At 71.2% G+C, this 22,010-nt stretch carries 20 protein-coding genes; 9 read left to right on the forward strand and 11 right to left on the reverse strand.

Translation table 11 applies throughout. The features are described 5' to 3' along the window. Entirely contained in the window at positions 1 to 1,644 is a 1,644-nt protein-coding gene (locus ACWTPI_RS30250; protein ID WP_020423802.1) for a hypothetical protein, read from the reverse strand. A 17-nt stretch (positions 1,645 to 1,661) separates the two neighbouring features. Continuing rightward, positions 1,662 to 2,141, reverse strand: coding sequence for a hypothetical protein (locus ACWTPI_RS30255; RefSeq protein ID WP_020423803.1), 480 nt, complete (start codon positions 2,139 to 2,141; stop codon positions 1,662 to 1,664). A 332-nt stretch (positions 2,142 to 2,473) separates the two neighbouring features. On the opposite strand from ACWTPI_RS30255, the gene ACWTPI_RS30260 reads away from it, so the two are divergent. From ACWTPI_RS30260 to ACWTPI_RS30270, 3 genes are all read left to right on the forward strand, one after another. Then, positions 2,474 to 3,880: a TAXI family TRAP transporter solute-binding subunit gene (locus tag ACWTPI_RS30260; protein WP_454733589.1), complete on the forward strand. Its 1,407-nt coding sequence runs from the start codon at positions 2,474 to 2,476 to the stop codon at positions 3,878 to 3,880. A 117-nt stretch (positions 3,881 to 3,997) separates the two neighbouring features. Next, a complete protein-coding gene (locus ACWTPI_RS30265) occupies positions 3,998 to 4,816 on the forward strand; it encodes a hypothetical protein (protein ID WP_454733590.1) in 819 nt (272 codons plus the stop codon). Positions 4,817 to 4,973: 157 nt separating this feature from the next. Further along, the gene (locus ACWTPI_RS30270) at positions 4,974 to 5,450 is read left to right on the forward strand and encodes a (2Fe-2S)-binding protein (RefSeq protein ID WP_454733591.1); all 477 of its coding nucleotides are present in this window, start codon (positions 4,974 to 4,976) and stop codon (positions 5,448 to 5,450) included. Positions 5,451 to 5,497: 47 nt separating this feature from the next. Here the strand turns inward: ACWTPI_RS30270 and ACWTPI_RS30275 are convergent, their stop codons facing one another. Further along, a complete protein-coding gene (locus ACWTPI_RS30275; protein WP_454733592.1) occupies positions 5,498 to 7,696 on the reverse strand; it encodes a molybdopterin cofactor-binding domain-containing protein in 2,199 nt (732 codons plus the stop codon). A gap of 354 nt (positions 7,697 to 8,050) precedes the next feature. Here ACWTPI_RS30275 and ACWTPI_RS30280 point away from each other — a divergent pair, with 354 nt between their 5' ends. Both ACWTPI_RS30280 and gcvA read left to right on the forward strand, forming a co-directional pair. Next, the gene (locus ACWTPI_RS30280; protein ID WP_454733593.1) at positions 8,051 to 9,004 is read left to right on the forward strand and encodes a LysR family transcriptional regulator; all 954 of its coding nucleotides are present in this window, start codon (positions 8,051 to 8,053) and stop codon (positions 9,002 to 9,004) included. Positions 9,005 to 9,141: 137 nt separating this feature from the next. Next, positions 9,142 to 10,131, forward strand: a complete 990-nt coding sequence (gcvA, locus tag ACWTPI_RS30285; RefSeq protein ID WP_454733594.1) for a transcriptional regulator GcvA — start codon at positions 9,142 to 9,144, stop codon at positions 10,129 to 10,131. On the opposite strand, the gene ACWTPI_RS30290 is transcribed toward gcvA, so the two are convergent. From ACWTPI_RS30290 to ACWTPI_RS30300, 3 genes are all read right to left on the reverse strand, one after another. Beyond that, positions 10,064 to 11,035, reverse strand: a complete 972-nt coding sequence (locus tag ACWTPI_RS30290; protein WP_454733595.1) for a Bug family tripartite tricarboxylate transporter substrate binding protein — start codon at positions 11,033 to 11,035, stop codon at positions 10,064 to 10,066. The genes gcvA and ACWTPI_RS30290 overlap by 68 nt on opposite strands. A 74-nt stretch (positions 11,036 to 11,109) precedes the next feature. Further along, a complete protein-coding gene (locus ACWTPI_RS30295; protein WP_454733596.1) occupies positions 11,110 to 12,012 on the reverse strand; it encodes an NAD(P)-dependent oxidoreductase in 903 nt (300 codons plus the stop codon). After that, positions 12,009 to 13,460: an aldehyde dehydrogenase family protein gene (locus tag ACWTPI_RS30300; RefSeq protein ID WP_454733597.1), complete on the reverse strand. Its 1,452-nt coding sequence runs from the start codon at positions 13,458 to 13,460 to the stop codon at positions 12,009 to 12,011. Before ACWTPI_RS30300 ends, ACWTPI_RS30295 begins: the two co-directional genes overlap by 4 nt. A 282-nt stretch (positions 13,461 to 13,742) precedes the next feature. Between ACWTPI_RS30300 and ACWTPI_RS30305 the strand changes: the two genes are divergently transcribed. Genes ACWTPI_RS30305 through ACWTPI_RS30315 form a run of 3 tightly spaced genes read left to right on the forward strand, consistent with a single transcriptional unit; the run spans position 13,743 to position 16,178 of the window. Next, positions 13,743 to 14,705 carry a Bug family tripartite tricarboxylate transporter substrate binding protein gene (locus ACWTPI_RS30305; protein WP_454733598.1) on the forward strand — a complete coding sequence of 321 codons (963 nt, stop codon included), beginning with the start codon at positions 13,743 to 13,745 and terminating at the stop codon, positions 14,703 to 14,705. Between the two features lie 10 nt (positions 14,706 to 14,715). Beyond that, positions 14,716 to 15,615: a PhzF family phenazine biosynthesis protein gene (locus tag ACWTPI_RS30310; RefSeq protein WP_454734040.1), complete on the forward strand. Its 900-nt coding sequence runs from the start codon at positions 14,716 to 14,718 to the stop codon at positions 15,613 to 15,615. A 38-nt stretch (positions 15,616 to 15,653) separates the two neighbouring features. Continuing rightward, a complete protein-coding gene (locus tag ACWTPI_RS30315; protein ID WP_231586494.1) occupies positions 15,654 to 16,178 on the forward strand; it encodes a RidA family protein in 525 nt (174 codons plus the stop codon). Here the strand turns inward: ACWTPI_RS30315 and ACWTPI_RS30320 are convergent. From ACWTPI_RS30320 to ACWTPI_RS30335, 4 genes are all read right to left on the reverse strand, one after another. Beyond that, complete coding sequence (locus ACWTPI_RS30320; RefSeq protein WP_454733599.1) at positions 16,139 to 16,927, reverse strand: helix-turn-helix domain-containing protein; 789 nt, start codon at positions 16,925 to 16,927, stop codon at positions 16,139 to 16,141. The two genes, ACWTPI_RS30315 and ACWTPI_RS30320, sit on opposite strands and share 40 nt — an antisense overlap. Before the next feature lie 211 nt (positions 16,928 to 17,138). Then, the gene (locus tag ACWTPI_RS30325) at positions 17,139 to 18,032 is read right to left on the reverse strand and encodes an oxidoreductase (RefSeq protein WP_454733600.1); all 894 of its coding nucleotides are present in this window, start codon (positions 18,030 to 18,032) and stop codon (positions 17,139 to 17,141) included. Positions 18,033 to 18,254: 222 nt separating this feature from the next. Next, positions 18,255 to 19,664, reverse strand: a complete 1,410-nt coding sequence (locus ACWTPI_RS30330) for an MFS transporter (RefSeq protein WP_454733601.1) — start codon at positions 19,662 to 19,664, stop codon at positions 18,255 to 18,257. A 12-nt stretch (positions 19,665 to 19,676) separates the two neighbouring features. Then, entirely contained in the window at positions 19,677 to 19,994 is a 318-nt protein-coding gene (locus ACWTPI_RS30335; protein WP_020203411.1) for an EthD family reductase, read from the reverse strand. A gap of 153 nt (positions 19,995 to 20,147) precedes the next feature. Between ACWTPI_RS30335 and ACWTPI_RS30340 the strand changes: the two genes are divergently transcribed. Continuing rightward, positions 20,148 to 21,017 carry a LysR family transcriptional regulator gene (locus tag ACWTPI_RS30340; protein WP_020203412.1) on the forward strand — a complete coding sequence of 290 codons (870 nt, stop codon included), beginning with the start codon at positions 20,148 to 20,150 and terminating at the stop codon, positions 21,015 to 21,017. 11 nt (positions 21,018 to 21,028) lie between these two features. Here ACWTPI_RS30340 and ACWTPI_RS30345 read toward each other — a convergent pair whose 3' ends face one another. Continuing rightward, on the reverse strand, positions 21,029 to 21,997 hold the full coding sequence (locus tag ACWTPI_RS30345) for a LysR family transcriptional regulator (RefSeq protein ID WP_454733602.1): 969 nt from the start codon (positions 21,995 to 21,997) through the stop codon (positions 21,029 to 21,031). Between the last annotated feature and the right edge of the window lie 13 nt (positions 21,998 to 22,010).

Genomic DNA, 22,010 nt, shown 5'->3' on the forward strand with positions numbered 1-22,010 from the left:
TCAGCGTCCCGCCTTGGGCTTGCCGCAGCCATTCATGCACAGGGTGACGATGTTGCCGTCGACCATCGAGTCGAGCCCGGCGAACAGCGGATTGCCGCCGAGGGCCATCGCCACGGCCTGGTCCAGCGGGTCGCTGCCCTTGTAGGTCGCCACCACCTCCAGCTGGCTCGCGCCGGCCTGGCGCTGCACGGCCTTGTCCAGCCCCGGCACGTTCTTGAGCGCCTGGTTGAAGGCGGTGCGGCTCATCAGCGAAAGATTGCCGCCGGTCAGGCGGATGACGTACTCCGCGCCGTACATGGTGCGCTTCTTGGCGAACTCCTGGATGCGCTTGCCCACCTGGTTGCCGAGGCTGCCGGCCAGCTTGACGGCCAGCCGGGCGCGGCAATCGTCGGACGACACGCCGGTCGCGGTTTCCGATTGCGTGGCCGAGCCGATGTCCTCGCCGGTCTTGGTGGAGAAGGTCTTGGTGCTGGCCACGCCCGTGCACGCGGGCTGGCCCGAGTTCCGGTCCACGCCCAGGTCATAGATCACCGACGAGCCGATCATCAGGTAGTCCGCGGTGGCTTCCTGGCGCGCGAAGTCCACGTACCTGGCCAGCTCGGCGCCGTTCTCGAGCTGGTCCAGCGTGATGGCGCGGTTGCCGAAGTACTTGCTCTTGAAGATGGCGTTGTCGAGCACCTTGATGTCGAGGTCGCCCAGCTGGCCCTTGAGCTCGTTGTAGGTGTAGTTCTTCTTGTCCGGGCCGGTGTTCTGCGGCTGGTACTTGACCAGCTTGCGGAAGTAGGTGTTGTTGTGGTCCTCGGCGCTGACGTTGCGCGCGTATGCCGATTGCGACGACGAGGCCGCGGCCACGTTGCTGCTGCTGGCCGCCGCCACCTGGCGCGAGGCCGCGCCCGCGGCCTGGTGGCTGCTGGCGCTGGCGGCGTCGTAGCGCGCGCTGTCGCGGCCCGCTACCGCGGCCTGGCCGCCGTAGCCGTCCTGCGCGGCGCCCGCCACCTGCGTGTCGCGCGCGGCGCTGACGCGGCCGGCGGAGGCATCCTTCACGGCATAGGCGGCCTGCTCCTTGGAGGCATAGGCGGCCTTGCTGCTGGCGGCATAAGCCGATTTGCTCGCGCTGGAAGCGGCTTCCTTCTCGTTGTAGCTGGCGCCCTCCTCGTGGCGGAACTCGGTCAGTTCTTCCAGCGGCGCGCGCAGGTTGGTCGGCGTGGTGAAGAACTCGTCCATCATCACCAGGATCGGCTGGCTGCGCGTGGTGGTGGTGTTCAGGGCCAGGCCCAGGTCGCTGATCTCCGTGCGCAGGGCCTTGTCGTCCATGCGCAGCGTGATGCTGACGCGGTACTCGCCGTCGGCCGAGCTGGGCGTGGCGCCGTAGAACGACTCCTCGCCCACCTGCACCACGAGGTCGTCCAGCCTGGCCTGTACCTCGGGGTTCTTGCTGGTGCCGGCGCCCACCACCTTGTCCAGCGCCGCCAGCACGGCATTGCGCCTGGCCTGGCGCAGCGCCGAGGTGCGCACCGAGTTCAGGTCTTCGGAGATCTTCGCCGTGCCGACGCCGCGCGCCTCGATGTCCATCGCGTACGCGGCCGGCGCGGCCACCACGGCCGCGATTGCCGCGCACAGCAGCGTCTTGTTGAAAGCGTTCATGTTTCTGGGTGCTGGAATCAGTTGGAAATCTTGACCGACACATCGCCGGCGCGCGCCTCGATGCCGGCCGCGGTCTGCTCGATGGCGGTGTCGCCCGCCGCTGCCGCCTGCCTGGTCACGCTGAAGCGCTGCAGCAGCGGCTGGTATTCGCTGGACGAGCGCAGCGGCGCGAGATAGGGGCTGGCGTCGATGCGCGCGCCGTCGCGCATGCCGTTGGCCAGCGCGGTCTCCAGCGCGGCGAGCGCGCCCAGCCGGCTGCCGACGGCCGCCTTGGCTTCGGCCGCCGCCATCCAGGCATCCGCGTTCTTGGGGTCCGCCGCCGTCAGCTGGTCCGCCAGCGCCGCGGCCTGGCCGAAGTTCTTGTCGGCGAGCGTGGCCTGCACCTGCGCCACCGTCGGCGCGGCGCCGCCGCCGTCGATCCCCGGGAAATTGCAGGCGGCAGCGAGCAGCGCCGCCGCCAGCATGGTGGGAGGCAGCAGCCTGTTGATTCGGTTCATGGTCGTCAGTCTCGTATCAAGGATCCGCTCTGCGCGCCGGTGCGCGGAGCACCGTCTGCCCGGATGGGCCGGCGGCGGTTTTTCAACCGGCGCCTTCTCTTGCAGGGCGCCTTGCAAGTCCCCGTTATCGGCCTGACGCCGCGGTTCTTTAATGTCGAAGCGATATCGTGAAGAAAACCCGCAGGCGGCACGAATCAGGCCGCTGCACAATGCGTCTGACGAGGGGTATGGCGGGCAATGCGGGGGACGGTCGATCCCGACCGGCACCACGCGCGGGAGGCGCGCCGGTGCCGGTGCTATGATCGGGCGCTCCCTTCCCCGCACGCGAGCCGATGACGCCAGACTCCGGGCAAGACCAGCCCACGCCACCCGACGCCACGCCCGGTGCCACGCCACGGTCCCGGACCGCCAGGCTCGCCAAGCCCGACATCCGCCGCCTGGGCGCCCGCTTCGTCGCCATCTCGTGGCGCGACCTGGCGGTCTCGTTCGGGCCCGCCGTGGTGTTCTGCATCGCCGCCGCGTGGCTGGCGGTGTGGCTGATCCAGCCGGCGCCGCCGAACACCATGACCATCAGCGCCGGCCCGAAGGACAGCTCGTTCTGGAACGCGGCCGAGCAGTACCGCGCGATCCTCGCGCGCAACGGCATCCGCCTCGACGTGCTGGCCTCCGAGGGCTCGCAGCAGAACGTGAAGCGGCTGGCCGACCGCGGGCAGTCCGTCGACGTGGCGCTGGTCCAGGGCGGCGTCTCCGGCGACGTGGACAAGGACGGGCTGGTCTCGCTCGGCAGCATGTTCTACGCGCCGATCAGCGTGCTGTACCGCGGCCGGGAGAGGCACAAGCTGTCCGACTTCCGCACGGCGCGCATCGCCATCGGCCGCGAGGGCAGCGGCGCCCGCGCGCTGGCGCTGACCCTGCTCAAGGCCAACGGCATCGAGCCCGGCGGCAGCGCCACGCTGATCTCCTATGACGGCGACGAGGCCGCGCAGGCGCTGCTCGACGGCAGGATCGACGTGGCCATGCTCACCGGCGACTCCGCCACCGGGCCGACCATGCGCAAGCTGTTCCGCGAGCCCGGCGTGCGCCTGCTGGACTTCGCCCAGGCCGACGCCTACACGCGGCGTTTTCTCTACCTGCAGCAACTGGTACTGCCCGCCGGCGTGCTGGACCTGGGCAAGAACCTGCCGCCGCGCCCGATCCACCTGATCAGCCCCACGGTGGAGCTGGTGGCGCGCGACACGCTGCACCCGGCCCTGTCCGACCTGCTGATCGAGGCCGCGCGCGAGGTCCACGGCAAGGCCGGGCTGCTGCAGGGCGCGGGGCAGTTCCCCTCGGCCACCGTGCACGAGTTCCCGCTCAGCGACGACGCCACGCGCTACTACGCCTCCGGCAAGGGCTTCCTCTACCGCCACCTGCCGTTCTGGCTGGCCAGCCTGGCCGACCGCGCGCTGCTGGTGGTGCTGCCGATCATCGTGCTGCTGATCCCGGCGTTCAAGGTGGTGCCGTCGCTCTACACCTGGCGCGTCAAGTCGCGCATCTACCGCTGGTACGGCGCCCTGATCGAGATCGAGCGCGTGGCGATAGTCGATCCCACCGAGGAAGAAAAAACCTCGCTGATCGCGCGCCTGGATCACATCGAGGCGGCCGTCAACCGGCTCAAGATGCCGCTGGCCTACGCCGACCAGTTCTACGTGCTGCGCGAGCACATCGCCTTTGTCCGCCGGCGCCTGACCGGAACCTAGTCCACCGCGCCGGTCGGCGGGCACCCCCGCCCGGCCGGCGCAGTGGATTGCCCGGCCCGGATGCTATGATGGCCGACGCCCACCGCAGAGCGGGCGCGGGGTCGGACAAAGCGAGTCATGAGCAAGAGAATCTGGGTATCGAAGCGGGCGGCAGCCAGGGCCGCCGCCGCGAGGGGCGCCGGGGACGGCGCGCCTGCCGGCGGGCTGCTGGCGCTGTCGGCTACCGGCATCCTGGTGATCTGCATCGCGCTCGTGGTCCTGCACTATGGCTTCGGCTGGTTCGCCACCGCCTGCGAGCCGGCCGACGCCGCCTGCCCGGCGGCCAGCACGGCGACCATCAAGGAGCGCGTGGAGGCCCTCTACCGGACCGCCAACGATCCCCGCGCCACGCCGCGCGAGCGCGCGGACGCCGCCGCGGCGCTGCAGCGCCTGCGCGCCGCGGGCCACGTCCCGATGGCCGAGCGCGCCGCCTACGCGCACGAAAAACAGGAAGAGCAGGAAGAGACCGAGCGCCGGCAGCAAAGGGAGCAGCAAAAGGCATTCGAGGAAGAAGCCAGCCACCTGGCCGCGATCCGCGACCGGCTGATGCAGTATCCGTACCTCAGCGAATCCGACCGCCGCTTCCTCGAAGCGTCCGACGCGCTCGACCGCCAGGACCCCAGCCGCGTGCAGCGCCGCGAAAAGCTGGACCTGGCCCGGCAGCGCGGCGGCATCGGCAACGCGCGGGAAAGCCTGCGCCTCTACCAGCAACGGCAGGCCGACGACGCGCCGCGCCGCCAGCGCTATGCCGCCGGCGCGCCGCGCCCGCAAGACCCGCTGGAGCCGGACTTGCCGCCGTCCACATCCGCCACGCCGTCGACGCCGCCCGCGCCGGCCGCCGCGCAGGCGCCGGTGCCCGCGCCGGGAGCGGACCGGAGCATGTACCTGGGCGGATAGCCCGGCGCGCCATAAAGCAGCGCTTCAAGACCTATCCAGCCGCAGCGCCCTTATCGCGCCCGGCGCGGCGGGCTACCCTTGGCGGCAATACGGGCGGACCGGCCACGGGCCGCGGAGCGCCGCCCTTCCCATCACACTGCCGCGCGAGGATTCCCGAATGAGCTACACCATCAAGATCAATGGGTCGCCCCATACCGTCGATGCCGAAGCCGACACCCCGGTGCTGTGGGTGCTGCGCGACCTCGTCGGCATGGCCGGCACCAAGTTCGGCTGCGGCATGGGCCTGTGCGGGGCCTGCACCATCCACGTCGACGGCGCGCCGGCGCGCGCGTGCCTGACGCCGCTGGAGAGCATCGGCACGCGCGAGATCACCACCATCGAGGCGGTGGGCGAGAGCGACGCCGGCAAGCGCGTCCAGGCGGCGTGGCTGGCGCAGCAGGTGGTGCAGTGCGGCTATTGCCAGTCGGGGCAGATCATGTCCGCCACGGCGCTGCTGCAGAGCAACCCGAACCCGAGCGACGAGGAAATCGACTCCGCGATGTCCGGCAACATCTGCCGCTGCGGCACGTACGCGCGCATCCGCACGGCGATCCGCGAAGCCGCCGCCGCCGGCAATGCGCCGAAGGCGGCCTGAAGCCTGAGACGTGAATGACGGGGGACCGGCACGGCCCCCCGCATGCGCTAGGCCAGCCTGGCCGGGTCCACCGGCAGGCTGCGCAGGCGCCGCCCGGTCGCGGCGAAGATCGCGTTCATCAGCGACGGCGCGATCATCACGGTGGACACTTCGCCCACGCCGCCGGGCTCCTCGGTGCTGTCCACGAGGTGCGTCTCCAGCACCGGCGTCTCGTTGATGCGCAGGATGCGGTAGCTGTCGAAGTTGCCCTGCTCCACGCGCCCGTCCTTGATCGAAATCCGGCCGAACAGCGCCGCCGTCAGGCCGAACACCGCGCCGCCCTGCATCTGCGCGATCACGGTATCGGGCGAGATCGCGCGGCCGCAGTCCATCACGGTCACGATGCGCTTGACCTGCACCTGCCCGCTGGCATCCACGGCCACCTCCGTGACCTGGGCCGCGTAGGAGCCGAAGCAGAACGTCACCGCCACGCCCAGCCCGCTGCGCGCCGGCATGCGCCTGCCCCAGCCCGCCTTCTCGGCCGCCATCTGCAGCACGTGGCGCGCGCGCGGATGCTTGTCGAGCAGCGCGAGGCGGTAGGCCACCGGGTCCTGGCCCGCCGTGTGCGCCAGCTCGTCGAGGAAGCTCTCCACCACGAAGGCGTTCTGCGTATGGCCGACACCGCGCCAGAATCCGGTGGTGATGCCCGCGGCCGGCTCGCGCCGCACGTACTGGACCAGGATGTTGGGGAAATCGTAGGGGCCCGCCGCGTCGCGGATCGCATCGCCGTCGACGTTGTTGGTGAAGCGCGCCGGCAGCCAGCGCGCCAGCACCGACGAGGCGGTGACGCGATGCTGCCACGCCACCGGCCGCCCGTCGCGGTCGAGCGCGGCGCTGATGCGGTTGTAGTGATAGGGACGGAAGGTGCTGTGGCGCGTGTCTTCCTCGCGCGACCACACCACCTTGACGGGGCTCTTGACCTGCCGCGCCACGCGCACCGCCTGCGTCACGTAGTCCACGTCCAGCCGCCGCCCGAAGCCGCCGCCGAGAAACTGGTTGTGCACCAGCACCTTCTCCGCGGGCAAGCCCGTGACCTGCGCGGCGGCTTCCTGCGCGCGGCCCGGCACCTGCGTGCCGAGCCACAGCTCGCAGCCGTCGTCGCGCACGTGCACGGTGCAGTTGACCGGCTCCATGCAGGCGTGGGCGAGGAAGGGCTGCTCGTAGACCGCGCGCACCACCCGCGCGGCACCAGCGAGGGCCGCCGGCGCGTCGCCCACCTTGCGGGCGACCGCGCCTTCGCTTTCGGAGGCGCGGGCCAGGTCGGCCACCATTTCCTGCGTGGAATAGGCGGCATTGGCGCCGCCGTCCCAGCGCGGCGCGAGCGCGGCCAGGCCCTTGCGCGCCGCGCCGGTGTGGTCGGCCACCACGGCGACGGCATCGTCCAGGCGCACTACCTGCCGCACGCCGGGCACCGCCAGCGCGGGCGCGTCGTCCACGGCGGACAGCTTGCCGCCCAGCACCGGGCACGGCAGGATCGCCGCCACCTTCATGCCCGGCAGCCGCGTGTCGATGCCGTACACGGCGCGGCCCGTCACCTTGTCGGGCGAGTCCAGCCGGCGCTGCGCGGTGCCGATCAGCTTGAACGCGCCGGCCGGCTTGAGCGGCACCTCCTGCGGCACCGGCTCGCGCGCGGCGCGCGTGGCCAGCTCGCCGTAGCCGAGCCGGCGGCCGGACGCCGCGTGCGTCACCGCGCCGCCGCCGGCCTCGCAGGTGGCCGGATCGACCTGCCAGGCGCGCGCCGCGGCCGCCACCAGCATGATGCGCGCGGCGGCGCCGGCGCGCCGCATCGGCTCCCACGCGCTGCGGATCGAGGTGGAGCCGCCCGTCACCTGGAAGCCCAGCGCCGGATTGTCGTAGTGCTTGTCGGCGGGCGCGTGCTCCAGCACCACGCTGTCCAGCGCGGTGCCGAGCTCCTCGGCCAGCAGCACCGGCAAGGCGGTGTAGGTGCCCTGCCCCATTTCCACGCGCGGCACGACGAAAGTCACCTTGCCGTCGGTGCCGATGCGGATGAACGCATTGGGCTCGAACGGCGGCCCGGCCTCGGGCGCGCCGGCGCCGTCCGCCAGTTCCCGCTGCGCCAGCGGCCACAGGCTGAAGGCCAGCACCAGGGCGCCGCCCGCCGCCACGCCCGCCTTGAGGAAGGTGCGCCGCGACACGGCCGCCGCGCCGGCCTGCTCTCGTTCCAGTACTTCGGGTTCCTTGTCCATTGCCATCGCACACCCCTTCGATCGTGTCAGTTCGCGTTGGCGGTCAGTCTACGGTCCGGCCCGCCGCCGCGGAACGGCGCGCGCCCGCAAGGCCTTTGAAGGGGATTTGCATAGTCGTGCCGCTGCCGTCATGCGTCCGCGCGGCGCGAACGGCTTCATTCCTGCCGGCGCCTTGCCCTCTCCCCCGGCCCCGCTCCCATTGCATGGGAGCGGGGAGACAACGGCCGGCGCGGTTCCATGCCTCGCCGGCCGCCAGATACCGGCGCGCGCCGGCAATGGCGCTAGAATCGCGTCGTCGGCCAGTACGGCACCTGGCACCGCGAGGTGCCGCCCACTTCAAGGAAACCGAGCCGGATGCCTCAAGACCAACTGGATGGCCTTGCCACCTTCGTCTGCGTTGCGGAGTTCAGCAGCTTCTCCGCGGCGGCGGTGCGGCTCGGCGTGTCGCCGTCCGCCGTGAGCCAGTCGGTACGGATGCTGGAAAAGCGCGTGGGCTTCGCGCTGTTCAACCGCACCACGCGCAGCGTGAGCCTGACCGAGGCCGGCGCGCAGTACCTGGCGCGCATCGGCCCGGCCGTGCGCGAGCTGATCGACGCCACCGAGGAACTCGGCGACCAGGGCCGCGAGCCCGGCGGGCTGCTGCGCCTGAACGTGCCGCGCTCGGCCTACATGATCGTGCTGCAGCCCATTCTCGAGCGCTTCCTGGCCGCCTATCCGCAGATCGACATGGAGATCTGCATCGAGAACAGCCTGGTCGACATCGTGGGACGCGGCTTCGACGCGGGCATCCGCTTCGGCAACTTGGTGGAGCGCGACATGGTGGCGGTGCCCGTGGGGCCGAAGATGTCCGCGCACGTGGTGGCCTCGCCGGAGTACCTGCGCCGGCGCGGCACGCCGGCGCAGCCGGACGACCTCACCGCGCACTGCTGCATCGGCTTTCGCCACGTGAGCAGCGGCCAGGTCGAGCGCTGGGACTTCCGCAAGGGCGATGCCGCGGTGCAGCTGGTGGTCAAGGGGCGGCTGGTCGTCAACGACTCGGCCGCGCTGGTGCAGGCGGCGCTCGACGGGCTCGGCATCGCCTACATGATCAACGGCTACATCGATCCGCTGCTCGCGGACGGCCGCCTGGTGCGCGTGCTGGCCGACTGGAGCCCGATCCTGCCGGGACTGACGCTCTATTACCCGGACCGTCGCCGGGTGCCGAACAAGCTGCGCGCGTTCATCGATTTCCTGGCCGCGCAGAAGCTCGGCGGCCAGCAGCCGCCCACGCCGCGCATCGACGGCACCCTGGCACTGCACGAGCGCTAGCGACCGCCAGGCGGCGGCGCGGCGGCGGCGATCCTGCAGTTTTCCTTAAAACCGCCGGAAGGCGTGCTTCAAAGAATAGGCTTGCGCGCCGCGCGGCGCGGCACCGACCATGACGGAACACCGTCACCGCCGTCACCATGCGCAGCAGCCTGCCTCCGCTCAATCCGCTCCGTGCCTTCGAGGCAGCCGCCCGCCTGCGCAGCTTCACGCTGGCCGCGCGCGAAATGCGCGTGAGCCAGGTCGCGGTGAGCAAGCAGGTGCGCGCGCTGGAGGAATATTTCGGCATGACGCTGTTCGAGCGCGGGCACCGCAGCATCCGGCTCACGCAGGACGGCGCGCGCCTGCTGCCGCCGCTCACGCGCGCGCTGGACGACATCGCCGCGGCCACCAGCGGGCTGAAGCATCGCGGCCGGCGCGACATGCTGTCGATCCAGGCCTACACCACCTTCGCGCAGCGCTGGCTGATCCCGCGCCTGGCGCTGTTCTCGCGCGCGCATCCGGAGATCGAGGTGCGCCTCACGGCGTCGCTGCTGCCGGCGAGCTTCGAGCTGGGCGGCGTGGATGCGGCCATCCGCTCGGGCAGCGGCCATTGGCCCGGCCTGATGGCGGACCCGCTCGCGCCGCTGGAGCTGGTGCCGGTGTGCCGGCCGGGCCTGCTGGCCGGCGCGGCAACGCCGGCCGAAGCGCTGCGCGGCGTGACGCTGCTGCACTCCTTGTCGCGGCCCGACGACTGGAGCACGTGGCTGCGCTCGGCGGGCGCGGCGGCGGCCGGCATCAGCGCCCGCAACGGCATGAAGTTCGAGAATTCCGCGATGGCCTACGAGGCGGCCTTGCAGGGCGCCGGCATCGCCATCGGCATCCGCGTGCTGGTGGAGTCCTATCTCGCCTCCGGGGAACTGGTGGCGCCGTTCGGCCACGTCCACCGGCTGCAGGACGGCTACTACCTGCTGTACCCGGCGGGCGCGGCGCAATCGCAGGCGTTCCAGGCGTTCCGCGAATGGCTGCTATGCGCGACCGCCGCCGCGCAGCAGGCCGACGGCGCTCCGCCATGCGCGCCGCTCAGTCCAGGTCGGTCGCCCCGGCCAGCTTTGCCGTCCGGCCCCAGCGCTCGCTCTCCTGCCGGATGAACGCGGCGAACTCGGCCGGCGTCTTGGCCAGCGGCGTGGCGCCCAGCGCGGCCAGCGCGGGCTTCAGGTCCGGCCCCTGCATGACGCCGCGCATGGCCTCGGCCAGCTTGTCCACGCTGGCCCTGGGCGTGCCCTGCGGCGCCACCAGCCCGAACCAGATCGAGACGTCGTAGCCGGGCACGCCGGCCGCGGCGACCGACGGCACGCCCGGGAACGCCGGCGAGCCCGCCGCGCTGGTCACGGCCAGCGCCCGCACCTTGCCGGCCTGCACGTTGGGCGCGTGCGTGGAAGCGGTGTCGAACATCATGTCCACGCGCCCGGCCAGGAAGTCCACCAGCGCCGGCGCGGAGCCGCGGTACGGCACGTGCAGCAGTTGCGTGCCGGTCATCGAGGCGAACAGCGCGCCCGACAGATGGCTGGAACTGCCGATCCCGGCCGAGCCGTAGGTCAGCTTGCCGGGGCTGGCCTTGGCCTGCGCGATCAGCTCGGCCACCGTGCGCGCCTTCACCTGCGGGCTGACCACCAGCACGTTGGAGGCGCTCGCCAGCGTGCCCACCGGGGCGAAGTCCTTCTGCGGGTCGTACTTGAGCTTGCGGTAGATGTGCGGGTTGATCGCCATCGTGCCGGTGGTGGCGAAGAACAGCGTGTAGCCGTCGCGCGGCGCGGCCAGCGCATACTCCGCCGCCACCGAGCCGCCGGCGCCGCCGCGGTTGTCCACGATCACCGGCTGGCCGAGCTGCCGGCCCAGGCGCTCGGCCAGCAGCCGCGCCATCGCGTCGGTGGCGCCGCCGGCGGGGAACGGCACCACCAGGCTCAGCGGCTTGTCGGGGTAAGCGGCGTGCGCGGATGCGGCGCCAAAGGTGGTGCAAAGGGCGAGCGCGCTCGCCAGCAAGGTCTTGTGCATTGCCAGTCTCCAGTCTTTTGCTTGTGTGTTTTGCTGCGGCCCCGCCGGCGCCGCGGCGGGGTCCGCGCGGCAGGTCAGCCTGCCGTGTCGATCTGCGTGTCGATCTGCTTGTAGAGCACCGGGTAGTAGCGGTCGGCGTCGCCCGCGCCGCAACTGCGCGCGAGGACGTCCGCCGTATGCCGGCCCACGGTGGCCGCCACGCCGGCCGCCTCGGCCAGCTCCAGCGCCAGCGAGACGTCCTTGAGCGCATAGCGCGCCGGGAAGCGCCCGCCCGGGAAATCGCCGGGCAGCAGCGCCTGGCGCCCCTGCACGCGCGCCGCGCGGCAGTCGGCGGAGCCGAGCTCGATGGCGTGGAACAGCACGTCGCCGTCCACGCCGTGGCGCCGGGCGATCGCCAGCACTTCCGCCAGCGCGTGCACGGTCTCGAACAGGAAGGTGTTGTGCAGGATCTTCACCACCTGCCCGGCGCCCGCCGGACCGCAGTGCGTGATGTCCGTGCCCATGCAGCGCAGGTAGGGCATCAGCGCGTCCAGCGTGCCGGCGCTGCCGCCCGCCATGATGCTGAGCGTGCCGGCGATGGCCGCCTCCGGCATGCGCGCCACCGGCGCATCGGCGAACGCATGGCCGCCGGCGGCGGCCAGCGCGGCGAGCGACTGCGTGACGCGGACCGAGGTGGTGCCGGTGTCGGCCAGCGTGCCGCGCCGGCCCGCCGCCGTCCAGGTGCGCAGGACCTCGGCGCCGACCGACTCGGTGGCGCGGCCGTCGGCCAGGCACAGGAACACGATGTCGGCGGCCCGCGCCAGCGCCGCCACCGACGGCGCCACCGCCGCGCCGGCCTCGCGCGGGCCGGCCGCGCGGGCCGGGTCGAGGTCGAAGCAAGTCACCGCGGCGCCCGCCTTGCGGGCCAGGTTGGCGCACATCGGCGCGCCCATCACGCCCAGGCCGATGAAGCCCAGGCGCGGCGCGGCGCCGCTCATGCCAGCCCCCACATCACGGTCTTCGGCTCCTGGTAGGTGCGGATGCCGTAGAAGCCCTTCTCGCGCCCGCTGCCGCTTTCCTTGAAGCCGCCGAACGGCACCGAGACCGACAGTTCCTTGTAGGTGTTGATCCACACCGTGCCCGCTTCCAGCGCGCGCGCCACGCGCCACGCGCGGGGCATGCTCGCGGTCCAGATGCCGGCGGCCAGCCCGAACGCGGTGCCGTTGGCCTGGCGCAGCAGGTCGGCCTCGTCGTCGAACGGCAGCACGCACAGCACCGGGCCGAACACTTCCTGCTGGCACAGCCGCGCGTCGTTGGCCAGGCCGGCGACGATGGTCGGCAGGAAGAACGCGCCGCCGGCCAGCGCCGGGTCCGCCGGCCGCGTGCCGCCGGCCAGGATGTGGCCGCCGTCCTGCGTGGCCATCGCCACCATCGACTCGACCTTGTCGCGATGGATGAACGACGACAGCGGCGAGACCTGCGTGGCCGGGTCGTCGGGCAGGCCCACCTTCAGCTCGCGCGCGCGCGCCACCAGCCGCGCCACGAACGCATCGTGGATGCCGCGCTCGACGAACAGGCGCGTGCCGGCGATGCACGATTGCCCGGTGGACGAGAACACGCCGTACAGCACGCCGTCGAGCGCCTTGTCGAGGTCGGCGTCGGCAAACACGATGTGGGGCGACTTGCCGCCCAGCTCCAGCGCCACCGCGGCCATGCGCTGCGCGGCGGCGCGCGCGATGGCCTTGCCGGTGGCGGTGCCGCCGGTAAACGAGATCAGCCGCACGTCCGGATGCGCGACCAGTGCGCCGCCGGTCTCCTGGCCGAGCCCCGTCACCACGTTGAGGATGCCAGGCGGCAAACCCGCCTGCAGCGCCAGCGCGGCCACGCGCAGCGCCGGGCCGGGCGTGAACTCGGACGGCTTGAGCACCACCGCGTTGCCGGCCGCCAGCGCCGCCGCCACCTTCTGCGACTCCAGCGTCAGCGGCGAATTCCACGGCGTGATGGCGGCCACCACGCCGAACGGCTCGTACACCACCAGCGACAGGTGGTTGCCGCGCGCGGGCGCCACCTCGGACGGCATCACCTCGCAGATGCCGGCGAAGTAGCGGTAGGCGTTGGCGCCGGCCAGGGCCTGGTCGCGGCATTCCTGCAGGCGCTTGCCGTTTTCCTGCATCTGGCGCTGCGCCAGCCACTCGGCGTCGGCCTCGATCAGGTCGGCCAGCCGGCGCAGGATGGCCGCGCGCTTGTGCGGCAGCATGTCGCGCCACGCGGGGTCCGCCTGCGCGGCCTTCGCGGTGGCCACGGCGCGCTCCACGTCGGCGGCGCTGGCCGCGCCGATCAGGCCGTTGAGCGCGCCGGTGGCGGGATTGCGGGATGCGAACGGCGTGCCTTCGCCGCGGGTCCATTCGGCGCCGATCAGGAACGGCTGGACGTCTTGGTCTTGCATGGAGTCTCCTTTATTTGGCGGTGCGTGCCGCACCTTTGCGTGAAGCCGACTCTCTCATGCCGGCAGGCGCGGCACAAATGAGAAAAACTGCGCCGTTGCCCAACCTGTGGTTAGGCAACGGCGCGCGTGGCCTGCGCTCGGCCCACATCTGGACCATGTCTGGACCACCCCGCCGGCATGTCGCATTCCGGTTCAGGCGCTGTCGCGTCCTGGTTTGGCCGCGCGCGCGCCGGCCCATAGAGTGGACGCATTCATTCAACGGGGAACGTCATGGCCTCACACATGCAGCTACGCTTGCGGGCTTCGGCCTGCCTCTTCGCCGTCCTGGCCTGCGGGACGGCTTTCGCCGAGAGCTGGCCGGCGCGGCCCATCACGCTGGTGGTGCCGTTTCCGGCCGGCGGCGGCACCGACCTGGTGGTGCGCTCCGTGCAGCAGAAGCTGCAGGGCGAGCTCGGCCAGCCGGTGGTCATCGACAACCGCAGCGGGGCCGGCGGCACCATCGGCTCCACCTTCGTCGCGCGCGCCGCGCCGGACGGCTACGTCATCGGCGTCGCCACCACCAGCACCCACGCGGTGAGCGTGAGCGTCTATCCCAGGCTGCCGTACCGGCCCGCCACGGATTTCGCCTATGCGGGTTTCATCGGCACCTCGCCCTACGTGCTGGCCGTCAACAGCGCGGTGCAGGCCACCAGCGCCCGCGACCTGATCGACAAGCTGCGCAGCGGCAAGGCCCAGCACAGCTTCGGCTCGGTCGGCGTGGGCACGGTCTCGCACCTGATCGGCGAGCAGTTCCGCAAGCTCGCCAACGTGCCGATGACGCACGTGCCCTACCGCGGCGCGGCGCCCGCCTATACCGACCTGATGGGCGGGCAGATCGAGATCATGTTCGACAACCCGGTCGGGCTGGCGCCGTACATCAAGGCGCACAAGCTCACGGCGGTGGCCACCACCGCGCCGACGCCGCTGCTCGCCGGCGTGCCCACCTTCGCCAGCCAGGGCATCGGCGATTTCTCGCAGGAGCTGTGGTACGGCCTGGCGTTTCCCAAGGGCACGCCGGCGGCGATCGTCGCGCGCATGAACGGCGCGCTCAACAAGGTGCTCAACGACAAGGACGTGGTCCGGGACCTGGCCGAGAAAGGCGTCACCGCCCGGCCCGGCACGCCGGCGGAAATGCAGGCCGCCGTGGCGCGCGACATCCCGTACTGGGGCGCCATCGCCAGGTCCGTGGGAGCGACGATTGAATAAGCCGGCCTCGATGCGGGTGCCCGGCCCGGGCGAAGTCGTGGTGATCGACGTGTTCGTCGGCACGCATGACGGCAATGGCAGCAGCGGCGGCAACCCGGTGCCGCTGGTGGCCGACGCGCGGGGCATGAGCGCCGCCGCCATGCAGCAGGTGGCGGCCGCGCACGGCCACGAGTCCGCCTTCGTGCTGCCGGCGAGCGACGCCGGCTGCGACCTGCGCCTGCGCTTCTTCGTGCCGCAGCACGAGATGGAGATGTGCGGCCACGCCACCGTGGGCACGCTGTGGGCGCTGCGCCAATGGGGGCGGTGGAGCACGGACACGGCGCGCGTGGAAACGCTCAGCGGCATCGTGGACGCGCGCTGGGACGCCGCGGCGCGGCGCGTGTGGATCTCGCAACCGGCCGTGCGGGCGCGCCCGCTCGCCGCGCCCGAGCGCCGCCGGGTTGCCGAGGTGCTGGGACTCGGGCCGGATGGCGCAGGCTTTGCCATGACCAATGCCGCGACCAGCCGCGTCAAGACGCTGGTGGCGTTGCCGGATGTCGCCATGCTGCATGCGCTGCGCCCCGACTTCGCGGCGATGGAAGCGGCGTGCGCGGCCATCGGCTCCACCGGGCTCTATCCCTACGCGATCGCGCCCGGCGCCGCCAGCGGCCATGCCGTGGCGCACGCGCGCCAGTTCCCGAAGTCCTCCGGCTACCCGGAGGATGCCGCGACCGGCATCGCCGCCGCGGCGCTGTGGGGGCATCTGGCCGGGTCGGGCGCGCTGGCCGGCGCGCACGGCGAGCCATCGGCCCTCGCGGTGCGCCAGGGAGAAAGCATGGGACGGCCGTCGGAAATCCTGGTCGCGCCGCGCTGGTCGGAAACGGGCGCGCCGCGGGGCTGCTGGCTCAGCGGCAAGGTGGCGTGGGCATGACCGCGCCGCCGGAGACGCCAGAGACGCCAGAGACGCCAGTGACACCGTTGACGCCAATGACGCCCGAGCAGCGGCTGGCCGCCGCCGGCCACGCCCTGCCGCCCGCGCCGACGCCGCGCGGCGCCTATGCGCCGTTCTGCGTGGCGGATGAATGGATCGCCGTCAGCGGGCAAACCTGCCGGCGCGACGGCGCGCCCATCGCCGGCATCTGCCGCGCGGAGGCCGACGTGGCGCCGGCCCGGCAGGCCGCGCAGGTCGCCATGCTGAACGCGCTGGCCGCGCTCAAGGCGGCCTGCGGCGGCGAGTTGCGGGACGTGGCCCAGGTCACGCGCGTGCGCGGCTTCATCCGCTGCGGCCCGGACTTCACGCGCCACACCGCCGTGCTGGACGCCGCATCGGAACTGCTGGCGCTGGCCTTTCCGGGCCATGCGCTGCCCGCGCGCACGGCCGTGGGCGCGGCGAGCCTGCCCGACCGGACCTGGATCGAGATCGAACTGGATGCGCGGCTCGCGCCCGCCGGCGCTCAGCCGCCGCCCGACGCGCGCAACAGCCGGGTCAGATGACCGCTGCTGGCAAAGCCGAGCTGCTCGCTCACGCGCGCCAGCGGGCGGCCTTCCGCCAGCAGCGCGCGCGCATGCGCGGCCAGCACGCGCCGCCGGATGGCGACCGGGCTGGCGCCGAACTCGGCCTGGCACGCGCGCTGGAGCTGCCGCACCGACACGCCCAGCGCCGCCGCGGCCGCGTCGATCGACGGCAGCGCGCCGTCGCGCTCCAGCGCCGCGGTGAAGCACCTCGCCATGCGCAGCGCCAGCGAGGCCGGCGCCACCGGCGCCGCCAGCGGCCGACCCGATATCAGTTGCGCCACGATGGCGCGCACCAGCCAGGCCGAACTGGCCGGCGCGAGCACGGGAGACAGCAGCGCCTCCAGCATGGCGACGGTCGCCCCATCGAGGTGGACCGCGCCGAACACGCTGAACGCGCGCAGGTGCTCGGGCGCGAGGTAGAGCTCGCCATGCTGCTGCCGGCCGGCCTCGGCCACGGTCAGGTGCGTGGTGTGCGCGGGCAGCAGCACCGCGTCGCCGCGCACCAGCCGGGCGGTGACGGCAAGCGTGTCGCCGCCGCCGTGCACGCCGGTACGGCCCGCGTGCGGTTCCCACACGCTCTTGAGCCGCCCCATGCGCGGCCACAGCAGCATGCCGCAGTCGTGCGTGTGCCACTCGCGCCGGAAATCCGCCTGGCGGCTGTCGTGCAGCGCGAAGCCGTGCGTGGCGGTCAGGTGGAGCTTGGGGGAAAGATGCGCGGGAGCGGGCATGGCGTGCGGGGCTCGGACGGGAAAACGGCCTGGATGGATCATACCCCGAGGCCGGCCCGGCGGACTTGCCGCGCCGGTGCCGGCGCAAACCCGGCATGCCGGGGAGTCCGCTTCCCGCCGCCGATGCCGCCGCCGATGCCGGCGGCCACGCGCGTAAACAGAAAAAAGCGCCGCGGCCCACGGGCAACGGCGCATGGCGGCCATGCGGTAATCAGCCGCGCGCGTCGTCGTGGTCGGTGGACATGGCCACGTCTTCCCAGCGCGCCAGCTCGTCCTCGACGAAGCGGTTGGTCTCGCGGATCTTGCTCACGGTGTCGGAGCCCAGCGGCAGCCGCAGCGGCGGCTCGGCGCTGTCGGCCAGTCGCAGGATCGCCGCCGACAGCTTGCGCGGGTCGCCCGGCTGCTTGTGGTTGGCGGCGGCCATCATCGTGCGCATGGCGCCCACCGTGTCGGCATAGGCGTCGATCTGGCGCGCCGTCGGCACCATCGAGGTCGACTCCAGGAAGTCGGTGCGGAAGAAGCCCGGCTCGACCACGGTCGCGTGGATGCCCAGCGGGGCCAGCTCCTGGCGCAGCGCCTCGGTGATGCCTTCCAGCGCGAACTTGGTGGCGCCGTACACGCCCCAGCCGGCATACGAGGCATAACCGCCGATCGACGAGATATTGATGACGTGGCCGCTGCCCTGCGCGCGCATGGCGGGCAGCACCGCGCGCGTGACGCTCAGCAGGCCGAACACGTTGGTGTCGAACTGGCGGCGCGTTTCCACGTCGCTGGCTTCCTCGACCGCGCCGAGCAGGCCATAACCGGCGTTGTTGACCAGCACGTCGATGCGGCCGAAGCGCGCCACGGCCTCCTGCGCGACGGCAATCGCGTCGGCCTCGCTGGTGACGTCGAGCCGTGCCGCCAGCAGGTCGGGATGCTCGCCGAGCACCGCGATGACGGCTTCGGGATTGCGCGCGGTGGCGACCACGCGGTCGCCACGGTCCAGCGCGTCCCGCGCGATCAGCGCGCCGAAGCCGCGCGAGGCGCCGGTGATGAACCAGACCTTGGCGGGCTGGCGGGTGGACTGGGTGTGCGTATGCGTGTGCGTGCGGGACTGCGACATGATCGCTCTCCTTCGGGTTGGGTTCCGGTTGCGGCTGTCTTCGTGACGTACCGCGGCTTTGGAGTCTTCATGGTAGGAGCCAGTCCATTGGCAAACTAGATAGCGCTTGTTTGTCTTTTTAACAACTTCCTGTTGTGAATTGCGCGCGCGGCCCGACAGCCGGAAAAACAGGAAAGGCGGCGTGCGGAGCCGGCCCGCTTCATGCAAAGGATTCTTGATCTTTCACGTTTCCTGGCGCTTCCAGCTCAGTCCGGCGGCCAGTGCCAGCGCCGCGCCCACGGCCAATGAGGCCACGGCAAAGCCGAGCCGCACGTCCCGGGCGCTTGCCCCATCGGGCGCGATCGAGATGAATAGTCCGCCGATCATGGCGACGCTTACCGCGGCGCTGATCTGCAAGGTGGCGGTCACCAGGCCCGAAGCCAGCCCCGCCCAGCGGGTTTCGACATGGTCCACGTTCAATCGCACCAGCGCAGGCAGGGCGATGCCTTGTCCGGCGCCGATCAGAAACAAGGGCAACGCGAGCCAGGATGGCGCGCCGGCGCAAGCCAGCGCCGCGACCATGGCCAGACCGAGCACCTCCAGGATCATGCCGGCCGCGGCGGTGCGGGACCCCATCCGCCGGGCGATGCGCGGGCCGCACAGTGGCCCGAGGAAGAAGCCGATGCCGAGCGGCAGGATGGCCAGGCCGGCTGCCAGTGCATCGTGGCCCAGACCGGCCTGTTCGTACACGGCGAACACCAGGAAGAACGCGGCGAGCGAATAGAAGAAGAATGTCGATGCCAGGCTGCGCCGCAACCCGCTCACGGCCAAGAGCGAGGGCAGCACAAGAGGCGTCCCGCCGGCGAGCTCCTGTGCCTTTTCGTACCGCCAGAAGGCCCACAACAACGGCGTGCTCAGGATCAGCAGCGCCAGGCACCACCACGGCCAGTGGTGCTCCCGCCCTTCGATGAGCGGTACCACAAGGGCCAGCAGGCCAGCCGCCAGCAGCAATGCCCCCGGCACGTCCAGGCGGGCCGAGCGCCCGGCTCTGCTTTCACGCAGAAGCACCAATGCCGCCGGAACGGCAAACACGATGATGGGAAGGTTGATCAGAAAGACGCTGCGCCACCCCAGGCCCCACGGACTGGCCGAAACCAGCACGCCGCCCAGCAGTTGACCGCCCACGGAAGCCAGGCCGAATGTCGCGCCATATAGGCTGAGCGCGCGATTCTTCTCGCTTGCCGGAAAGATGGCGTGTATTGATGCCAACGATTGTGGTGCCATGATCGCCGCGGAGATCCCTTGCAGCAGCCGGCCGACGACGAGCATGCCCGGTGACGGCGCCAGGCCACACCATGCCGAAGCGATGCCAAAGCCGACCATGCCGCCTGCGAATACGCGCTTTCGGCCATACAGATCACCTAAGCGACCGCCCAGGATCAGCGTGACGGCATAGGCCGCGGCATACACCGAGATCACCAGTTGCGAGACATCCGACGATGCTTGCAGGCCCGTCCGCATGGCGGGGAGCGCCACGTTGACGATGAAGAAGTCCAGGGGCGGCAAGAGCGTGCCGGTCAGCAGGACAACCAGGGCGAGCCAGCGGCGGGTGTCAGGGGCCGCTGCCTCAGTGGCCCGGGTCAACGTAGTCATGACGTGCGCGCCTTAAAGTGCAACCGCTCGAACACGCAGCGGGGCGATGGCGGTGAAGCGCGGCACATCGGCCATCACGGCGGAGACTTCGGGTGACGCAAATGCGGCTTCAAGCGCCGCTTCATCCCGGAAGACGCATTCACAGAGGGCAAGCGTTCCTGCCTGCGCGGCCGCGGGAAAGAATGCGTTCAGGCTGAGCAAGCCGTACTGTTTCCACGCCGTCATGACCAGCGGCAGGTGAACCGCAACGTAATGGTCACGATCAAAACGATCTTGCGGTGTGCCCTGATAGGTCACATAGACAACAACATGGGAAGCTTCGGTGTTCATGGCTTGAGGTTCCAGATACGACCGCCCCGGAATAGGCGCGCAGTCGGTCCGTGGGGGGACATTGATGACGGGGCCATGATGGCACCCACAGTATTGTCCGTGGACTGCCATTTCTGTATATTTCACGTACATTTTTGAACGGATGTGCATCACATGGAATGGAACGACGTCCGCATCTTCCTGGCGGTAGCGCGCGGGGGATCCTTTGGCGAGGCCGCCCGGAGGCTGGACGTAAGCCATCCGACGGTGGGCCGCCGCATCAAGGTGCTCGAGGATGAAGCCCAGCAACCGCTCTTCCGCCGGACCAAGGACGGGCTGGTGCTGACGGATGCCGGTGACACCGTGCTGGCGCTGGCGGAATCCATGGAGGATTCCGCGCTGTCCATGGAAAGGCGCCTGGCCGGCAACCACGAGCGCCTCGAAGGCATCCTGCGGATTTCGTCGGCGGACTGGTTTGCCGGCCATGTCCTGGCTCCCGTCCTGGTCGAGTTGACGCGCCGTCATCCCGCTGTCGTGCCGGAGGTCATCGCGAGCTATCGATTGCTCGACCTTTCACGCCGCGAGACCGACGTGGCCTTCCGAATCGTGCCGTTCAGCGAACCGGATATTGTCCAGCGCCGTCTGATGCGAATGTCATACGGTCTCTATGCCTCGGCCGAAACCGCGCGGGCATTGCAGAACGACCCGGCATCCGTCGGGGTCATTCTCATGAATACCGCACAATCGCACTTTCCCGACGTGGCCTGGGTACTGGACCGGTTCCCGCTTTGCCGGCGCGTCTTCACAAGCACGAGCCGGACGGTCCAGGCACAGATGTGCCTGAGAGGCATGGGCATTGCGGTGCTGCCAAGGCCGGTTGGCGATGCCGTCTCCGGATTGCGGCGCATCGAGACACCGGAGCCGCCACCGGCGCGGGATATATGGGTGGGCTATCACCACGACCTGCGGCACATGGAACGCTTGCGGGCGATGCTGGATATCGCCGGCAGGATGCTGTCGGATTCCGCGACCGCAGCGCACTGAGTCGCATCCCTTCAAGGCGATGTCCGCGCCTTCTCCCGCGACAGTTCCGCCACCGCCGCCACGCCCGCCAGATGCAGCAGCGCCTGCTCGGCGCCCCGGCTCGCCGCCGCCACGAAATCGATGAAGCGCCGCACCCGCACCGGCATGTGGCTGCGATGCGGGTAGTACATGTAGAGCCCCACGCGGTTGCTCGTGAGCGCCGGCAGGATCGGCACGAGGCGGCCGGACTTGATGTCGGCGTGCACCGTGTAGGCCGCCAGCTGGCCGATGCCGATGCCCGCGCGCACCGCCTCGACCTCGGCCTCCACGTCGTTGAACGTCACCACCGCCGGCAGCTCCTCGTAGACCAGGTCGCCCTTGAGCGCGATCTCCCACGGCACCAGGCGGCCCGTGACCGGGCGGCGGAATCCGGTGCACTGGTGGCGGCGCAGTTCCTCCAGGCTCTTCGGCTCGCCGTGCCGCGCCAGGTAGTCCGGCGCGGCGCAGATCAGCAGCGGCAGGTCGCACAGGCGGCGCGCCACCAGGTTGGGCCCGGGGCTGGTGCCGGCGCGGAAACCCACGTCGATGCGCGCCTCGACCAGATCGGTGAACAGGTCGCTGAGCACCACGTCGAAGGTCACTTCGGGGTATTCCTCGCGGAAGGCCTTCACCAGCGGCACCAGCACGCGGCTGCCCACCGAGGGCGGCGCGGCCAGGCGGATCAGCCCGTCGCTCTCGCGCTTGCTGGCGCGCACCTGCTCGAGCGCCTCGTCCAGCTGCCGCATGCCCGGGTCGGCCAGCGCGAACAGGCGCGCGCCCTCCGTGGTCAGGCTCAGCTTGCGCGTGGTGCGGTGCAGGAGCCGCACGCCCAGCTCCTGCTCGAGCGTGCGCACCGCCTTGCTCACCGCCTGCGGCGTCACGCCCGCGTCGACGGCGGCCTGGTGAAAGCTCCTGGCTCTTACCACGCCGAGAAACAGGGTCAGTACGCGCGCTTTGTCCATGATCGGCAACGTC

It is taken from the genome of Cupriavidus ulmosensis, assembly GCF_977008105.1.